This window comes from Runella sp. R0.1_18 (assembly GCF_057652155.1).
In genome coordinates this window covers 162,721-180,579 of sequence record NZ_JBYFCK010000009.1, presented here as the reverse complement: position 1 = coordinate 180,579, position 17,859 = coordinate 162,721, and the positions used below count along the sequence as shown (strand labels likewise).

Annotated in this window: 17 protein-coding genes; 11 read left to right on the top strand and 6 right to left on the bottom strand. The window is 44.0% G+C overall.

The features are described from left to right. The first annotated feature begins 23 nt into the window (after positions 1–23). From AC23P2_RS17280 to AC23P2_RS17255, 6 genes are all read left to right on the top strand, one after another. Complete coding sequence (locus AC23P2_RS17280) at positions 24–4,319, top strand: CusA/CzcA family heavy metal efflux RND transporter (RefSeq protein WP_487774354.1); 4,296 nt, start codon at positions 24–26, stop codon at positions 4,317–4,319. Positions 4,320–4,365: 46 nt separating this feature from the next. Next, positions 4,366–5,529 (top strand): efflux RND transporter periplasmic adaptor subunit, encoded by a 1,164-nt coding sequence (locus AC23P2_RS17275; RefSeq protein ID WP_487774353.1) that lies wholly within the window; start codon positions 4,366–4,368, stop codon positions 5,527–5,529. Between the two features lie 113 nt (positions 5,530–5,642). Next, positions 5,643–6,230 (top strand): peptidylprolyl isomerase, encoded by a 588-nt coding sequence (locus AC23P2_RS17270; RefSeq protein ID WP_487774352.1) that lies wholly within the window; start codon positions 5,643–5,645, stop codon positions 6,228–6,230. 134 nt (positions 6,231–6,364) lie between these two features. Continuing rightward, the gene (locus AC23P2_RS17265; RefSeq protein ID WP_487774351.1) at positions 6,365–6,568 is read left to right on the top strand and encodes a helix-turn-helix domain-containing protein; all 204 of its coding nucleotides are present in this window, start codon (positions 6,365–6,367) and stop codon (positions 6,566–6,568) included. After that, positions 6,565–6,906, top strand: a complete 342-nt coding sequence (locus AC23P2_RS17260; protein WP_487774350.1) for a HipA N-terminal domain-containing protein — start codon at positions 6,565–6,567, stop codon at positions 6,904–6,906. The genes AC23P2_RS17265 and AC23P2_RS17260 overlap by 4 nt, the downstream gene beginning before the upstream one ends. After that, positions 6,903–7,910, top strand: a complete 1,008-nt coding sequence (locus AC23P2_RS17255) for a HipA domain-containing protein (RefSeq protein WP_487774349.1) — start codon at positions 6,903–6,905, stop codon at positions 7,908–7,910. Before AC23P2_RS17260 ends, AC23P2_RS17255 begins: the two co-directional genes overlap by 4 nt. Before the next feature lie 3 nt (positions 7,911–7,913). On the opposite strand, the gene AC23P2_RS17250 is transcribed toward AC23P2_RS17255, so the two are convergent. Continuing rightward, complete coding sequence (locus AC23P2_RS17250) at positions 7,914–8,828, bottom strand: DUF58 domain-containing protein (RefSeq protein ID WP_487774348.1); 915 nt, start codon at positions 8,826–8,828, stop codon at positions 7,914–7,916. Positions 8,829–8,967: 139 nt separating this feature from the next. After that, positions 8,968–9,414, bottom strand: a complete 447-nt coding sequence (locus tag AC23P2_RS17245; protein ID WP_487774347.1) for a septal ring lytic transglycosylase RlpA family protein — start codon at positions 9,412–9,414, stop codon at positions 8,968–8,970. A gap of 267 nt (positions 9,415–9,681) precedes the next feature. Here AC23P2_RS17245 and AC23P2_RS17240 point away from each other — a divergent pair, with 267 nt between their 5' ends. Then, positions 9,682–10,002, top strand: a complete 321-nt coding sequence (locus AC23P2_RS17240; protein ID WP_028526164.1) for a DUF3276 family protein — start codon at positions 9,682–9,684, stop codon at positions 10,000–10,002. A gap of 189 nt (positions 10,003–10,191) precedes the next feature. After that, positions 10,192–11,289, top strand: a complete 1,098-nt coding sequence (gene ychF, locus AC23P2_RS17235) for a redox-regulated ATPase YchF (RefSeq protein WP_487774346.1) — start codon at positions 10,192–10,194, stop codon at positions 11,287–11,289. Between the two features lie 101 nt (positions 11,290–11,390). Here ychF and AC23P2_RS17230 read toward each other — a convergent pair whose 3' ends face one another. Further along, on the bottom strand, positions 11,391–11,774 hold the full coding sequence (locus tag AC23P2_RS17230; RefSeq protein WP_487774345.1) for a hypothetical protein: 384 nt from the start codon (positions 11,772–11,774) through the stop codon (positions 11,391–11,393). 345 nt (positions 11,775–12,119) lie between these two features. Next, positions 12,120–12,593 carry a transcription elongation factor GreA gene (gene greA / locus AC23P2_RS17225; RefSeq protein ID WP_028526160.1) on the bottom strand — a complete coding sequence of 158 codons (474 nt, stop codon included), beginning with the start codon at positions 12,591–12,593 and terminating at the stop codon, positions 12,120–12,122. Between the two features lie 292 nt (positions 12,594–12,885). On the opposite strand from greA, the gene fmt reads away from it, so the two are divergent. Together fmt and AC23P2_RS17215 are read left to right on the top strand one after the other, a co-directional pair. Then, positions 12,886–13,812 (top strand): methionyl-tRNA formyltransferase, encoded by a 927-nt coding sequence (gene fmt, locus AC23P2_RS17220; protein WP_487774344.1) that lies wholly within the window; start codon positions 12,886–12,888, stop codon positions 13,810–13,812. 168 nt (positions 13,813–13,980) lie between these two features. Continuing rightward, positions 13,981–14,334 (top strand): hypothetical protein, encoded by a 354-nt coding sequence (locus AC23P2_RS17215; protein ID WP_487774343.1) that lies wholly within the window; start codon positions 13,981–13,983, stop codon positions 14,332–14,334. 230 nt (positions 14,335–14,564) lie between these two features. On the opposite strand, the gene AC23P2_RS17210 is transcribed toward AC23P2_RS17215, so the two are convergent. Beyond that, the gene (locus tag AC23P2_RS17210) at positions 14,565–15,983 is read right to left on the bottom strand and encodes a CCA tRNA nucleotidyltransferase (RefSeq protein ID WP_487774342.1); all 1,419 of its coding nucleotides are present in this window, start codon (positions 15,981–15,983) and stop codon (positions 14,565–14,567) included. Between the two features lie 88 nt (positions 15,984–16,071). Here AC23P2_RS17210 and AC23P2_RS17205 point away from each other — a divergent pair, with 88 nt between their 5' ends. Then, positions 16,072–16,584, top strand: a complete 513-nt coding sequence (locus AC23P2_RS17205; RefSeq protein ID WP_487774341.1) for a DUF2480 family protein — start codon at positions 16,072–16,074, stop codon at positions 16,582–16,584. Positions 16,585–17,013: 429 nt separating this feature from the next. On the opposite strand, the gene AC23P2_RS17200 is transcribed toward AC23P2_RS17205, so the two are convergent. After that, positions 17,014–17,859: a hydroxymethylglutaryl-CoA lyase gene (locus tag AC23P2_RS17200; RefSeq protein ID WP_487774340.1), complete on the bottom strand. Its 846-nt coding sequence runs from the start codon at positions 17,857–17,859 to the stop codon at positions 17,014–17,016.

Sequence of the window (17,859 nt, the reverse complement as noted above, 5' to 3'; positions counted from 1 at the left end):
TTTCAACAAAAATAAAACAAAATATGATTGATTCACTGATTCATTACAGTATCAAAAACAAGCTGGTCATCGGATTGGCAGTGGTGGCACTGGTGATTTGGGGAGGGTACTCACTTTCGCGGCTGCCGATTGATGCCGTTCCTGACATCACCACCAACCAAGTCCAAATTTTGACGCTCACGCCCACCTTGGCCGCCCAAGAAGTTGAGCAGTTTGTGACTACGCCCATTGAGTTATCGCTCGCCAATATCCCCGATGTGACCGAGATTCGTTCGGTGTCCAAACTTGGTCTATCGGTGGTGACGGTCGTTTTTAAGGACGAGGTGGACATTGTCCGAGGTAAACAATGGATAACCGAACAACTCAAAACCGTGGAAGCTGATATTCCTGCGGAGTTTGGCAAACCCATGATTGCCCCCCTCACAACGGGTTTGGGCGAAATTTATCAATATACATTGGCCGTTAAAAAAGGGGCGAAGTCCAACTATGACCTCACTGAGCTGCGCACTATTCAAGACTGGATTGTCAAACGCCAATTGGTAGGCATTGAAGGAGTAATTGAAATAAGTAGCTTTGGGGGATTCGTAAAACAATACGAAGTAAGTGTCAATCCCGAACGCCTGCGCGCGCACAATGTCACCCTTTCGGAATTATACGACGCCTTACAAAAAAACAACGCCAACACAGGCGGAAGCTACATCGAACGAATCGGGCAAGCGCAGTTTATTCGTGGCGAAGGGGTCGTTAAAAGCCTCAGCGATATTGAGCAAATTGTGATTAAAAACGTAGGAGGAATTCCCGTTTTGGTACGTGACGTAGCTGGGGTTGGTTTTGGCCACGCCAATCGTTTTGGGGCTTTGGTGCGGAATGGCGAAGGCGAAGCCGTTGGAGGTATTGTCTTAATGCTAAAAGGTGCCAACTCCGCCAATACCGTAAATGCCGTCAAAGAACGCATCGCGCGTATTCAAAAAAGCCTTCCCGAAGGCATTGAAATTGTGCCGTTTATTGAACGCACCAAGCTCATCAACAAAACCATCACTACCGTCAGCGAAAACCTTCTTTTGGGGGGACTTATCGTCATTGTAGTCTTGGTACTTCTCATGGGCAGTTTGCGGGCAGGGTTGGTAGCGGCCTCTGTTATCCCATTGGCCATGTTGTTCACCATTGGCATGATGAATACCTTCGATATTTCGGCCAACTTGATGTCGTTGGGAGCCATTGATTTTGGGGTTATTGTGGACGGTGCCGTGATTATCGTGGAAGCCATCGTCCATCGGTTTCAGATTTGGTACGCCGACAACAAGCGCAACAATGTCGATGACCCGCTCGAACGCGACCAATTGGTGTATGAAACTGCCAAACGCATTCGTACCTCGGCGGCCTTTGGCGAAATCATCATTTTGATGGTGTATTTACCTATTTTATCACTGGTGGGAATTGAAGGAAAAATGTTCAAACCTATGGCCATGACGGTGGGTTTTGCCATTTTTGGGGCTTTTATTTTGTCATTGACCTACGTTCCGATGATGTCGTCGTTGGTCATGGGCAAAAACTTACACAAACACTGGAATTTTTCTGAGCGGGTACTCGCTTGGTTGTACCGCCGTTATGAACCCCTCATCATCTGGTCGTTACAATGGAAAAAAGCTACAGTAGGCATTACCTTAGGGCTTTTTGTAATTTCACTTCTTGTCTTTAACCGTCTTGGTGGTGAATTTGTCCCTACCCTCGACGAGGGCGACTTGGCGATTGACTTCCGCACAGCTTCGGGGACTTCTTTGACAGAAACTATTAATTCTGCCAATAAAGCCCATCAAATTCTCCGAAAACATTTCCCCGAAATTCAACAAATTGTAGGGCGTGTGGGTGCTTCCGAAATCCCTACTGACCCTATGCCCATTGAAATGGTGGATCAAATGATTAACATGAAAGACATTTCGGAGTGGAAAAACGCCAAAAACCGCGAAGAAATGTCCGAAAAAATGGCGGCGGTGTTGGCAGAAGAACTACCTGGAACCAGCGTAGAAATGACCCAACCCATTCAGATGCGATTTAATGAAATGATTACGGGGGTACGCTCCGATGTGGTCGTTAAAATCTTTGGCAACGACCTTGAGGTTTTGTACGAACGTGCCAACGCTGCGGCCAAAGTCATCGAAAAAATTGAGGGTGTCGCCAGTGTACGTGTGGAGCAAATTGTGGGTTTACCTCAAATCAGTATCAACTACAATCGAGCAAAAATTGCCCAATACGGCCTGAGTATTGCCGACATCAACCGCCTCGTTCGCAGCGGTTTTGCGGGCGAAACCGCTGGAACGGTGTATGAACAAGAGCGCCGCTTTGACCTAGTGGTGCGGTTGGATGCTCAACATCGTCAAGACATTGAAAACGTACGACAATTGCTCATTCCGTTGCCACAAGGAGGTACCGTTCCACTCGCTGAATTGGCCGATATTGGTTTCCGCAAGGCTCCTGCACAGATTTCCCATGAAGAAACCCGTCGGCGTATCACGATTGGAATTGGAGTTCTTAACCGCGATGTTGAAAGTGTCGTCAACGATGTTCAGGCCACAATAGAGGAAAAAGTGGCCTTACCATCGGGTTATTTTTATACCTACGGTGGCGCTTTTGAAAACCTTCAACGCGCCAAAGAACGCCTAAGTTTTGCCGTGCCCTTAGCACTTTTCCTCATCTTTACTTTGCTCTATTTTACCTTCCATTCTTTAAAAGAATCACTTTTGATTTTCTCCGCCGTTCCCATGTCTGCCATCGGAGGAATTATCGCTCTTTGGATGCGCGACATGCCCTTTAGTATCTCGGCGGGAGTCGGGTTTATTGCGTTGTTTGGTGTAGCAGTTTTGAACGGAATTGTACTCATCAGCTACCTCAACGACCTTGAAAAAGAAGGAGTTACCAACCTAAAAGAACGCATCTTACGGACGGTAGAGGTACGATTCAGGCCCGTAATTATCACGGCGACGGTAGCCTCATTGGGTTTTTTACCCATGGCTATTTCAAACTCAGGCGGGGCCGAAGTACAGCGTCCACTGGCCACGGTGGTGATTGGCGGAATTTTATCCGCTACGCTCCTTACGCTAGTTGTCTTGCCTGTGTTGTATGCGTTGTTTTCGAAGGTGTCCACTTCTACAAAAGGAGTAGCAAGCGTACTGGTACTGATTACGCTTTCATTGCCATCCCACACACAAATCAGTGTATCACAAGCGGTTGAACGGGCTTCACAGAATAACCTAACCCTAAAAACAACGGAGTTAACCCAGCAATCACAAAAGGCGTTGATTGGGTCTGCTTGGCAGCTGCCCAAACTTTCTGCCGACCTAGCCGCAGGTCAAACCCAAAGTCGCCCCTTTGATTATACCCTTAGTGCAGTCCAAAGTTTTGAGCCTTTCGGCGTATATCGAAATCGCGCAAAAGTGTTGACCCAACAAGTGAATGTAACCCAAAAACAACAGGAAATTCAGCGCAATGAATTGGCTTTCAGTGTCAAGCAGCAGTATTATCAAATTCTGTTTTTGTATAAAAATCGTCAACTGATTCAAGCGCAAGACACCTTGTACGTGAAAGCGCTGGAGGCCGCCAAATCTCGTTACAAAACGGGGGAAACCAACCAGTTGGAGGTAGTAGCAAGCGAAACCAATCGGCGCGAGATTCAGAACCGTCGGACGGTTATTGACCGCGAAATTCAGCTGGCATTCATGGGTTTACAAACCTTGTTGTACAGCAATGAATCCTTAATGATTGATACCTTGCTCAATTTACAACGCCCCGCCCCTTCCCAAGAAGGAATCAATCGGTATGCTGCCCTTGCGTCGGAAGAATCTCAGTTGAGTCGTAATTTGACGGACTTAGAACGGGCACAACTCAAACCAGACTGGAGAATTGGGGCCGCCAATCAATCCATTGAAGGTAAACTCGGCTTTATGTACCTTTCGGGTGGTTTGGGAATACCGTTGACCAATAAACCTCAAAAAGCGCGCATCGAAGCGGCAAAAGTGAGCGAGCAAGCCAGCGAAAATCAGCTCAAAGCTGTTCAGTTTCAGACCGAAGCCAACACCAAAATTTTACGAGAAAGTCTCCAAAAAATTCAGACAACGCTCAATTATTACGAACAATCGGCACTTCCGCAGGCAGAATTACTACTTAAAACTGCCTACAAACAATTTCGTTTGGGGGACATCGAATACGTAGAATTTTTCCAAAATACCCGTCAAGCTTGGCAAATCCGTGAAGCCTATTTGACCGAACAATTGCGCTTTACCCAAACCGTCATTGAGCTTGAAAAATGGCTAGGTATTGAATAAAATGACGATTTTTTGAATGACGACTAACAACTTCAACACAATTCCAATGAACACATTAATTCACTCTATACGCCGCCTATTTTCTCTGCATTTTCCCCCTCGCCCCTTGCCTATCGCCCTTTGCTTAGTAGCAGCTCTCAGCAGTTGCAACAAAACCGAAACCGCCCAAACCGAAGAAGCGGCTCCCGAAAAGGCTCCAACCGAACTTAAACTCACGGCGGAACAAGAAAAAAACTTTGGCATTAGCCTCGGCAGTCCTGAAACCCGAACGGTATTTGACGCCATTGTTCTGAATGGCGTTGTTGAATCGTCGCCTCAACAAAGCGCTAGTGTGAGTTTTCCGCTCACAGGGATTGTCCGCAGTATTGGGGTCTTGTCTGGCAATTCAGTAGGAAAAGGGAGTACACTTGCCACCATCGAAAGCCTCGAACTCATTCAGTTACAGGAAGATTATTGGAAAACGGCAGGTCAACTTCAATTTGCCGAACAAGAACGCCAACGCCAGACGACCCTATCGCAGGAAGATGTAGGAGCCAAACGCAAACTACAACAAGCCGAATCAGAAATGCGGGTTTTGGAAGCGACCAAACAAGGCATCGAAGCAAAACTGCAAGTAGTGGGAATTGACCCAAAATCGCTAAAAATAAATCAAATCGTTCGTACCATCGCCCTTCGCTCTCCGATTGGCGGCGTAGTTAAGAGTGTTCAAACAACCCTTGGGAAGTCCATTAACGGCGGAGAATCGTTGTTTGAAATTATTAATCAGGCAGGTGCGCGTTTGGTACTCAAAGTATTTGAGAAAGATGTAGCTCGCATCAAAGTAGGCCAAAAAGTAACGTTTGACAATGGCACAGCCACCATCAGCAGTTTAGGAACTACCTTCGACCCCAACAGTCGCACCATAGATGCCTACGCCACCCTCAACGCAACCCGCTTATTGGCAGGCCAATACGTGAATGGCAAAGTGGCATCCTCCCCGCGCCAAGCCGAAACGCTCCCCGAAACGGCGATTGTTCGCACGGGGGAGACTGCCCACGTATTTGTCAAAACTCCTCAAGGTATTTATCGCCCCATCGACGTGAAAACGGGCGCTTCACAAGATGGTTTTGTAGAAGTTATTTTTAACCAAAAACCAACCTTACCCATTGTTATCACAGGCGCGCAAACCCTGCAAGCCGAACTAACCAAAGGCGAAGGAGAAGAGGAATAAGGGACAAAATGGCAAGTATGCAAGGGGTGAAGAGCAATAGGCAAGTTGCAAAATTGCCCCTTACTTTCGTACATTAGCTGGTGATTCAACCTAACTTTTAAAATCTGCGCATCATGTACAAAAGCTTACTGGCAGCCCTGTTTTCGGCCGTTTTACTTGGTTTTACATTTAAAGAAAAAAAATACGATGTTGGTCACATCAAAACCAACATGGGGGATATTTACTTTTGGTTGTACAACGAAACCCCCAACCACAAAGCAAGTTTTAAAAAACTGGCGGGAGAGCATTACTGGGATTCGTTTACTTTCAACCGAGTCATCAATAATTTTGTTGCCCAAGGCGGTTGTCCTGATACCCCCGAAGGTTTCGCCAATTCACCTTATTTGCTCAAGCCAGAGTTCAATAAAAAGATTCGGCACGTGTATGGCGCTGTGGGGGCAGGTCGCGACAACAACCCCGATATGCTTTCGGCGGGTTGTCAGTTTTACATTGTTCAAAACAAAAAAGGCTTGGCACGTCTTGACGATAAATACACGGTGTTTGGGCAAGTTTTTAAGGGAATGGACATTGTGGACGCCATCGTTGCCGTCAAAACTGATTCTACTGATACGCCGCTCAAACCCATTACACTGAAGGTTCGTGTTGTTCAGATGACCGCCAAGGAGTTACAGAAACTGGGCTGGACAGAGGCCTTGGATTAATCTTACTTTTCTTCTTCATTTATGGGCAAACATATCTAAATACGCAACATATTACGCATTTAGATATGTTTGCCCCAATATTTCGGCATTTTTTTGCAAAAAAAGCATTATATTGCACATTCAATATTCTGTTTATGACACTTGTGCAAATAGGTGAAGCCATCAAGCAGCGGCGCCAACGGCTCCATATTCGACAAAATGATTTGGCTGAATTAGCAGGGATTAGCCTTCGCACCCTCGTTGCTATTGAAAATGGCCTAGGTAATCCATCGTTTGAAACCCTCACTCGCTTAGTTGATGTGCTGGGTTTGCAACTTACTTTGACTATTAAATCATGAGAAAAGCAGTCGTTTATCTTAATCAAGACGTGGCGGGTACGCTTTCCGAAACCCCCAATGGCTTTATCTTTCGGTACGATGAATATTACCTAGCTCATCCCAATGCTCACGCCCTCAGCTTGACTCTCCCCATTTCTCAACAAGAGTTTAAAGCAGACTATTTGTTTCCATTTTTTTGTGGGCTATTATCGGAAGGATACAACCGTGCAGTACAATGTCGATTGCTAAAGTTGGACGAAAATGACGATTTCGGACTTTTGTTAGCCACGACACACACAGATACGGTTGGGGCAGTACGAGTAGTAGAACAAACTACCCAAACGGCTTCTGACTTATGACAATAATTGTTTGCCCCTCAACGCTTCAATCAGGCTTCGATACCTATAGCCCAAGCGCTCGAAAATCCCTTTTTGGCGGGAAACGAGTAGCTCATACCTTACCATTTAAACATGAAGACATCAAAGCGGCAACCTTTCAAGGGTTTGGCCAATCGTTTCGTCAGCTTTCCATTTCGGGTGTTCAAGAAAAATACGGGTTGACGCTCGACGGAAATAAACTACGGCTTCCTAACCCTAACGAACAAACTCAGTACATTCTAAAACCAATTCCGCCAGAGTTGCCCAAAGCAGCAGAAATTCCTGCCAATGAGCACCTAACAATGCAGATTGCCCGACAGGTATATGGAATCCCAACCGCCGACAATGGGCTCATTTTCTTTGCTGATGGCGAGCCTGCTTTGCTCATTCGACGCTTTGATTTTCGCCCTGATGGACTCAAATGGCGCCAAGAAGATTTTGCTTCTTTATCCAATCGTACCAAACAAACCGCAGGACCCAATTATAAATACGAAGGCAGTTACGAAGAAATAGCTCAATTGATTAAACAGCATTTACCAGCTTACCGAGTGGAGATTGAAAAATTCTTTCGTTTGGTTGTGTTCAATTATTTGTTTTCCAACGGGGATGCCCATCTTAAAAATTTCTCAGTCCTAGAGACCATAGACCGTGATTTTGTACTTAGCCCCGCATACGACCTAATTTGTACCCGTTTGCATCTTAGCGATTCGGACATGGCATTAAATGAAGGACTGTTCAGCGACGATTACGAGACCGACAGCTTTATAGCCAATGCTTTTTACGCTTTTGATGACTTTGTTGTTTTTGGACAACGCATTGGTATTCCCCAAAAAAGAGTTCAGACTCAACTGAGCCTTTTCCAAACAAACTACGAAAATGTACGAACCTTGATCAAAAACTCTTGGTTAAGTAGCAATGTTCAAGAAGCGTACTTGGCCTGCTACGAAGACCGATTGAAAAGGTTGAACTACGCTTTCAAGCAATAGACTTTATCTCATTTTTGCTCGTTTGGCCAAGTAAGCCGTCAAAATTTGATCTAAGCCTTTGGCAACATCGGCTTCGATGAAATCAATTTTATATTGTCCGCACTTGAGTCGAAGCTCTTGGTAGTATTTTTTGGCGGCTTCTTGGTATTGCTTTTTAACTTGTCCAGGCTGGATTCTCACCCGCTCACCCGATTCCAAATCAATAAACTCATACGGGCGGTCATCAAAAGCAAACTCCTCTTCGGTACGACGGTCCGTAACGTGAAACAGCAATACTTCGTGCATGTTGTGACGTAAATGCTGCATGGCCGAAAAAATTCTTTCGGCTTGATTTATGTCTTCAAACATATCACTGAAAATCACCACCAACGAGCGTTTGTGAATTTTCTCGGCGATTTCGTGCAGTACGTCTGCTACAGCCGTTTTACGGAGTTCTTTGGGCTTTTTGAGAACGTTTTCCAAATCCAAAAACACCTTATGAACGTGCGATGGAGTGGACTTTATTGGGGTTTGAACTTCTATTTTATCCGAAAACGTACACAAGCTTACCGCATCTTTTTGGCGCTGGAGCAAATTGGCGATACTTGCTGCCGCCAACACGCTGAACGTAATTTTATCGTGATTTGGCTCAGGATAATACATCGACGACGACGTATCGACCAGCAAATGACAACGTAGGTTCGTTTCTTCTTCGTAGCGTTTTACAAACAAGCGATCGCTTTTGGCAAAAACCTTCCAGTCGATATGACGGGTGCTTTCTCCCGTATTATACAGGCGGTGTTCAGCAAACTCAACCGAAAAACCGTGAAAGGGCGATTTGTGTAATCCCGTGATAAACCCTTCGACGAGCTGCCTCGCCAAAAACTCTAAATTTCCGTACTGTCTTACCGTTGCAATGTCAAATTTGCGAGCGCTCATGTCGTTAAAAGGTTTTTGGGGTGTGAAGCCAAGCAAGGATGTTTTAAGTTTACAGCCGTTGCAAGCACAAATATCGTGCTAATAAACTACATTATTTGGAGACTGTAAACTTAAAACGGAAGAAGGAAGAAATTTTACTTTAATTGGACAAAGCCCGCTCAATAATGTCACCTGTATCGGTGATCATTTCATTCTGACCCAGCAGCACCATTCCTTCCATCCCAACCACACGGAGGGTAACATTGGCAACGCCAGAGCCCAGAATTCCCAAATATTGTGCTGCCGAACGACTCAAATCAATCAGGCGAGTACGGTGGTACGGCCCACGGTCGTTGATGCGCACAATCACTGTGCGCTTATTGGAGAGATTTGTTACCTCCACCATGGTATTGAAAGGCAATGTACGATGCGCGGCAGTATATTCTTTCTGATTGAATGGCTCACCTAATGAAGTTTTCCGCCCGTTAAACATTTGTGCATAAAATGATGCTCTTCCTTGCTCTTCCTTCCCCAACAATTGGGCTGATGCTGGATTGACTTTGATCAGCGACAACAATACAAGTACATAAAAAGTGGTAGAATACATAGATTTGTTCGGGTTATTTTTCACCAAAAATGACAATTTGACTAGGAGTCCCCTTGAACGCATACTCAAAAAAATGCAACCTTTTTTGAGTTTAAGGGCTGAAAATTAAGCAAAAAACAAATACGAACTACGTTTTTTACAAATTGACATACAAACCCCAGCCTATAACAACGTAAAAACCAACAACTTTATTTTGAAAATATTTTGACTACCAACAACAAAAGACGTACTTTAGCGTTTGGTATAACTCTAAACCTCAAAAGGATAGTGGAAGACAAAGACAGAGAAAAAATCTACTCGAAACGCGTAAAGGCAGGGAAAAGAACTTACTTTTTTGATGTGCGTTCAACTCGTTCAAATGATTACTACTTGACGATTACAGAAAGTCGCCGTTTTCCGCAAGGAGATGGGTTTGCTTACGAAAAACACAAAATGTTTCTCTACAAAGAAGACTTCGATAAGTTTGTAGATGCCCTTCAAGAAACCGTAGCCCACATTAAAACCGAATTGATGCCCGACATAGATTTTTCTCAGTACGCCGTACGTGAAGAAGAAGACTATACAGGTAGCGATTTGAAGTGGGATTAATCACCCTTTCCTGACCTATCCTATGCCCTGCCTCTGGTTGCCCAGAGGCTTTTGGTTTTGTAGCCACCACAAAAAGCACTAATTTTGCTACCATTACTTATAATCGCCAATTAGTATTGTACGAATTACAACGAAAGGCTATCATCCGCCCGCACTAACATTCGTCAATCAATAATCGTAAATCAACTAATGTCTCTCCAATGTGGTATTGTCGGATTGCCCAACGTAGGTAAATCCACTCTTTTTAGCGCATTATCAAGTGCCAAAGCCGAAGCTGCCAACTATCCTTTTTGTACCATTGAGCCCAACGTCGGAGTAGTTGAAGTACCCGACGAGCGCATCACTGTCCTCGAACGCCTCATTAATCCACAACGTACCGTTCCAACCATCGTAGAGATTGTTGACATCGCAGGTTTGGTTCGAGGTGCCAGCAAAGGTCAGGGGCTTGGTAACCAATTTTTGGCCAATATTCGTGAGGTGGACGCGATTATTCACGTGGTTCGTTGTTTTTCGGACGACAACATTGTTCACGTAGAAGGCCGCGTCAACCCCGTCAGTGATAAAGAAATTATCGACCTAGAGCTTCAACTCAAAGACCTTGATTCTATTGAGAAAAAATTTGCTCGGGTAGAAAAAGCAGCCCGCGTAGGTGATGCTAAAGCCAAAGTAGAGCTCGAAATTCTGACACGCGTCAAAAATGCGCTTTTTCAAGGAAAAAGCGTACGTGCAGTCGGTTTGACGGACGATGAAAAAGCAGCTATTTCGGATCTTCAACTGCTCACCATCAAGCCCGTTATTTATGTGGCCAACGTGGATGAAACATCCATTCAGACGGGCAATGAGTACGTAGATCAGCTTAAAGCAGCAGTGGCCGAAGAAAATGCCGAAGTAATTGTACTTTGCGCCGCCATCGAATCCCAAATCGCTGAAATGGAAGATGCCGAAGAACGTGAAATGTTTTTGGGCGAATACGGTCTTACGGAATCAGGGCTTTACAAACTCATCCGTGCTTCATACGCTATTTTGAACTTGATTACCTACTTTACCGCAGGTGTCAAAGAAGTACGGGCTTGGACGATTCAGCGCGGCTGGAAAGCCCCTCAAGCAGCAGGAGTGATTCACACTGACTTTGAGCGTGGTTTTATCCGTGCGGAGGTTATCAAACTTCCCGATTACGAAAAATACAAAACCGAAGCAGGTTGCCGCGATGCGGGCAAAATCTCCGTAGAAGGCAAAGAATACATTGTACAAGACGGCGACATCATGCACTTCCGCTTCAATGTGTAGTCGGACTTGCTCATTTCATACAAAACCCCGACGAACTTGTGTCCGTCGGGGTTTTGTTTTTTAGTACTGTTGATGCTTGATTCGCTACGTACACGTAGCACCTAATCGACGACTTCTTTTTTTCTAAACAACGCCCGAAAAGTACCCGCCATGTGTATCACGTGATCAACCCGATTTTTGGCTTGACTGAGTACATGAATATTTACTTCTTGTTCGAGCAATTTGCCAAATGATGCCGATAACATATACATTTCTTCGACATTCACTGAAAAGTCATTCACCACAAACTTTTGAAATCCTCGGTCTTGTAAGTTGGCAAAGTAAAGGACAAGGCAAAAATTTTCACCCTCGAAGTACGAAATCACTTTGTCAACGTCAAACTTCTTGGGCATTTCGTGATGGTCAACCAGTGCATCAATAATTTCTTCTTCCTCATTGGTTATGTACAAATGAGGCGTTAGATAAACAGGTGGTTGATAGTTCATTTTACTTAATCTGATTATTGGAATACTTAGCTTTTCTACTTAGAAAACTATTGGAATGCGACAAAAATGGCACACACAAATCTATTTTCATAACTTTTTAAATATTTTATTGAATTATTTATATTTTATACTTAGTTGCGTTTTAATCTAATCCAAAGAAAAAAACGCCTATTTTCATTACTATTTCCTTTGACGACATCCAAGTTTAAAGGTATTTTCAAAAAAATGCCTTTTTATCTCCCTTTTTACAACTCATTTTTAGCAAAAAAATATTTTCACAAAAAGACAAAAAAGGACGCGTCGCCGCGTCCCTTATTCTATATATGATGTCTTATTGGTAAAAAATTACCGAGAAATATCAAGTACTTCAAATTCCATTGCCCCAGCTGGTACTTGGATTTGGGCTTTTTCGCCTACTTTCTTCCCCATCAAGCCCTTCCCAATGGGTGAGCCTGCTGAGATTTTTCCTTGTTTAAGATCTGCCTCTTCCTCTGCCACCAATGTATAGGTTACAACTGCATTGTTACGGCAGTTTTTAATTTTTACTTTTGATAATATGCTCACTTGCGATGTATCAATCGACGATTCATCCAAGACCCGCGCATTGCCTACTATTTCTTCTAATTTAGCGATTTTTGCTTCGTGTAAGCCTTGCGCATCTTTGGCTGCATCGTACTCGGCATTTTCGCTCAAATCACCTTTATCACGGGCCTCGGCTATTGCACGAGCTATTTCCTGACGGCCGCGTGTTTTTAAGTCCTGCAATTCAGCCTTGAGCTTATTGAGACCTTCTTCGGTGTAATATTGTAACTTAGCCATAGTGCTGTTGTGTACGTTAATTGTTTAGTATTATATATCTGTCCTATCAATTATTTCTTCCACTAAAGACAAAAAAAAAGAACGGTGAAATGACCGCTCTACTACAAATGGGGTAGCTCTGTCACTTCTTCCTAAAAGACCGAAAAGAATTGGTTGTGTCGGTTCATGGTCGAAATTTGAACCACAAAATTAGCAATATTTGCAACGGGAATCAAGACTACATCAGTTTGAATCCAAAAAATTACTCTAAAAATCATATCTAATAATCGACAAAACGATTTTCTCAGTGTATATGTCAAAGCTTCGAATCATTTTTATGGGAACTCCTGAGTTTGCAGTGAGTAGCCTTCAAAAACTTGTAGAAAGCGGGTGCAACGTGGTAGCCGTTGTTACCGCCCCCGACAAGCCTGCTGGGCGTGGGCTACAACTCACTCCTTCTCCCGTCAAACACTATGCGGTTTCTCAAGGTATCCCTGTTTTACAGCCTGAAAAGCTAAAAAGCCCTTCTTTTTTGGAAGAATTACGTAGCTACCAAGCCGATTTACAGGTTGTTGTGGCATTTCGTATGCTGCCAGAAGTTGTTTGGAACATGCCCCCCAAAGGCACATTCAACCTACACGCCTCTCTCCTACCTCAGTTTCGCGGTGCAGCGCCTATCAACTGGGCGATTATCAACGGAGAAACCGAAACGGGCGTTACTACCTTTTTTCTTGAACACGAAATTGACACAGGAAACATCATTTTTCAAGAAACCGAGCCTATTCACTACGAAGATAACGTGGGATCTTTGTACGAACGATTGATGCACAAAGGAGCGGAATTGATCGTTCGGACTGTCAATGCCGTAGAAGCAGGTAACTATCCGCAGTTACCCCAATCGCAAAGCGATGTACTCAAAGCTGCCCCTAAAATTTTTAAAGAAACTTGCGAAATCAATTGGAATCAGCCCACCGAAGCCGTTCGGAATTTTATCAGGGGGCTATCGCCTTATCCTGCCGCTTGGACTACCTTAAATGGCAAATTGTGTAAGATTTACAAAAGCTCAGTAGCAACACAGGAACCAACCGACAACGGTAGCCACTTATTTACGGACAACAAACACCTACTGCTTTTCAAAACTGCCGATGGTTGGTTATCCATTGACGAACTACAATTGGAAGGAAAGAAAAGAATGGGAATTGAAGAGTTTTTAAGGGGCACCAAAGTAACGATTGCCTGAGCTCTTTCCAAGAATATCGACTTCCCAAAATGACAAAAGCCGCTACTTGACAGAGCGGCTTTTGTCGTTGATAAACGCAACTGATATAAAAACGCCGCTCAGGTAGAAAAAGTTTTAGCTTTGAAAAATAATCTCACTATTTTTCATATTATTGCATAAAATCAACAAATGTTGATTTTCCTCGAAAAAAGTGGCAGATATATGCTCCAACAAACCATCTACGAAGTACGAATTACCTACATCGGTAGCCTTACAGGTCTGCGCGAACGAGAGCCATTTGTTTGCTATTTTTCAAACTTAAAGAAGACTGTAGAGAATTTGACAGCCCAACTCGCCCTCAACGGTTGGCCCCTAAAAATCAATTACACGGCAGTCTATCGCGGGCTTAAAATGAAGAATAAATACCACTGCGATTTTGAAGTAGCAGGGTATAAAGTGTTTAGGATTTCGATTACTCCTTGCGTACTTAATCCTGTTCTCACAACCCTGGGGATCGACGAAATGCCTGCTTATAAGAAGTGATTTGTTCTTATCTATGATGTCACGCATTAAAAAAGTAGCCTCAGCGAGGCTAAATCTTAGTAGGAAAAAAGGGGTAAAGGCCATCCCAAAGCCCCATCGGGGTGACATCTTTCACCGAACGTCGGCCACCCCGATGGGGCTTTGGGGAGACATGGAGCATTCTTTCTACTAAGATGTAGCTCCTCTGGAGAAATAAAAAGTAAAGCTATATTTTAATGCATTCAACCTGATTAGGCAATGACTTTGAGTTCGAGGCCAAGTTTTTTCCCCTCTTCCACCATCAAACCAAACGCTTGTTCGTACTGATTAGGAATGATTCCATCAAGAATTGCCTCTCGAACGGCCGTTTTGATAATCCCCACTTCTGCCGAAGGTTTGAGGGCAAAGGCTTGCATGATGACCTCACCCGTAATGACGGGCTGGAAGTTCCGAATCTTGTCTCGTTCTTCGAGGTCGTATAATTTTTGCTCAACCTTGTCAAAATTGGCCAAATGCTTACGAACTTTATCGGGATTCTTTGACGTAATATCGGCGCGGCAAAGCGTCATTAATGCCTCTAAATCATCGCCTGCATCAAACAACAATCGACGTAAAGCTGAATCGGTAATTTCTTCTTTTGACAAGGCAATAGGACGTAGGTGAAGGCGAACGAGTTTTTGCACAAAGCGCATACTTTCGTTCATTGGCAATTTCATTTGGCGAAAAATGCGTGGGGTCATTCTGGCGCCCAATTCTTCGTGACCGTGAAACGTCCAGCCTACTTTTTTATCAAATCGCTTGGTAGCTGGTTTGGCAATATCGTGCATAATTGCCGCCCAACGCAACCATAGGTCGTTGGTATGTTTTGAAATATTATCAAGTACCTGAAGCGTATGATAGAAATTATCTTTGTGCCCCTTACCATCTTGGTATTCAGCCCCTTGCAGCTCTACAAACTCAGGAAAAATCAATTTTAAAATTCCCGCCTGATGCAGCAATTTAAAGCCATAAGAAGGGGTTTTAGCTAAAATAATTTTGTTGAGCTCGTCATTGATACGCTCCTTTGAAATGATGGAAATACGCTCAGCCATTTGCACAAGGCCGTCAAAGGTATCTGGCTCAATGTCGAAATTGAGTTGGGTTGCAAAACGGGCGGCTCGCATCATTCGTAGCGGGTCGTCAGAAAAGGTAATGCCAGGTTCGAGGGGGGTACGGATGAGTTTTTTCCGCAAATCACTCATCCCATTGAATGGGTCGATGAGGTCGCCATAGTTCGCTATATTTAAGCTGATACCCATGGCATTGATGGTAAAGTCACGGCGATTTTGGTCGTCTTGCAAAGTACCATCTTCTACAATCGGCTTTCGAGATTCACTGCGATAGGACTCGCGGCGCGCTCCTACAAACTCCACCTCAAGATCGTTGGTTTTCAGTTGAGCAGTACCAAAATTTTTGAATACAATTACCTGTACTCCAAGCCGTTCTGCCACTTTCTCGGCCAACTCCACGCCACTTCCAACACTTACTATATCAATGTCCTTGGAAGGACGATTCAGTATTAAATCACGCACGTATCCCCCAATAACATAAGCTTCAACACCCAGTTCACGGGCGCTATCGGCAATGACCTTAAAAAGGGAATTGGAGGCTAAAACTTCACTAAAATTCATTCGGATTGCTTTTGCAAACTGCAAAGATACTATTTCTTTAAACTTTCGCCCGTGAGTTGGTGTTCATTCAGGAAGAAAAAAAGTACCAATGGAAGAAATAATTAATAAAGTAGCCAATAGTGGGCTTGTTACCTTAGACTTAGAAGATTATTACCACCAAGGCGAGCGTGTAGTGTATGACCTCAAAGACAATCTTTTTATGGGGATGATTCTCAAGGAAAAAGATTTTCGTGAGTTTCTCAAAGGTCACGATTGGGCACAGTACGCAGGCAAAAACGTGGCCATCACTTGCACCGAAGATGCCATCATCCCAACTTGGGCCTACATGTTGTTGACGCTGCAATTGGAGCCTCATGCCAACACTGTCGTGTATGGAACACTCAACGACCTCGAAGAGAAGCTTTATTTTGATGCCATTACCCGCATTGATGTGGAGGCTTATCGCGGTGTTCGCGTGGTGGTAAAAGGTTGCAGCAAACACCCCGTTCCGACGGCGGCTTACGTAGAATTGACGCGAAAATTACAACCTGTGGTACAATCGCTTATGTTTGGTGAGCCTTGTAGTACGGTTCCTCTTTTCAAAAAACCGAAAAACAAATAACACACGTTCTACAAAGGTCGGGCCTCTCCGAGGCAAAATTGCGAAAAAACAGCTTCGGAGAAGCTCAACCTTTGTAGCCAAAAAAGTTACACCTCTCCGAGGCAAATTATCAAAAACAGCTTCAGAGAAGCTCAACCTTTGTAGCCAAAAAAGTTACGCCTTTCCGAGGCAAAATTGTCAAAAAACAGCTTCGGAGAAGCTCAACCTTTGTAGCCAAAAAAGTTACGCCTTTCCGAGGCAAATTATCAAAAACAGCTTCGGAGAAGCTCAACCTTTGTAGCCAAAAAAGTTACGCCTTTCCGAGGCAAAATTGTCAAAAAACAGCTTCGGAGAAGCTCAACCTTTGTAGCCAAAAAAGTTACGCCTCTCCGAGGCAAAATTGTCAAAAACAGCTTCGGAGAAGCTCAACCTTTGTGACATTTGTAACATTTACCCAAAAACATACTGTGAAGCCAGCATGGCTTGGGCGAGTTTTAGGTCATCAATGGGCAAATTGACACCAAGCTGTGTTAATTCACTCACTACCAACTCAGTTGCCAAGTTACCAACAAGTTTATTGTCGGCCAAAGGGCAGCCCCCAAAACCACGCACCGTACTGTCAATTCTCCTCACTCCTGCTTTATAAGCTGCTTTCACTTTTTTAGGGGTATGCGACGATTTTGCGTGCAAATGAGCCCCAAATTCCACATTTGGGAATTTTTTCACCAAAAGTCCAAACAACGTCTTAATTTCATCGGTAGTACTTGAGCCTATCGTATCAGAAGGGGCAATGATGTTAATCCCTTGTTGAACCAACTTTTCGGTAAACGCCTCTACGATTTCGGGGCTGTAAGCATCGCCATACGGGTTTCCAAAGCCCATCGAAAGGTAAACCACCAATTCTTTACCATTTTTTTGGCATATATTCTGAATTTCTGCCACTTCGCCAAAAGCCTCAGCAATGGTTTTGTTCGTATTTTTTTGTTGAAACGTTTCAGAAACCGACAACGGAAAACCCAAATACTGAATTTGCCCAAATTGTGCCGCATCTTCTGCTCCACGAACATTGGCGACAATAGCCAGCAACTTGGTGGAAGTTGTCGATAAGTCTAATTTATCAATCACCTCAGCCGTATCACGCATCTGAGGTATCGCTTTGGGAGAAACAAAACTTCCAAAATCGAGCGTATCAAAACCTACCTGAAGGAGTTTATTTAAGTAATTTATTTTAGCGTCGGTCGGTACGAAGTCTCTTAACCCTTGCATCGCATCGCGTGGACATTCAATGAGTTTCAT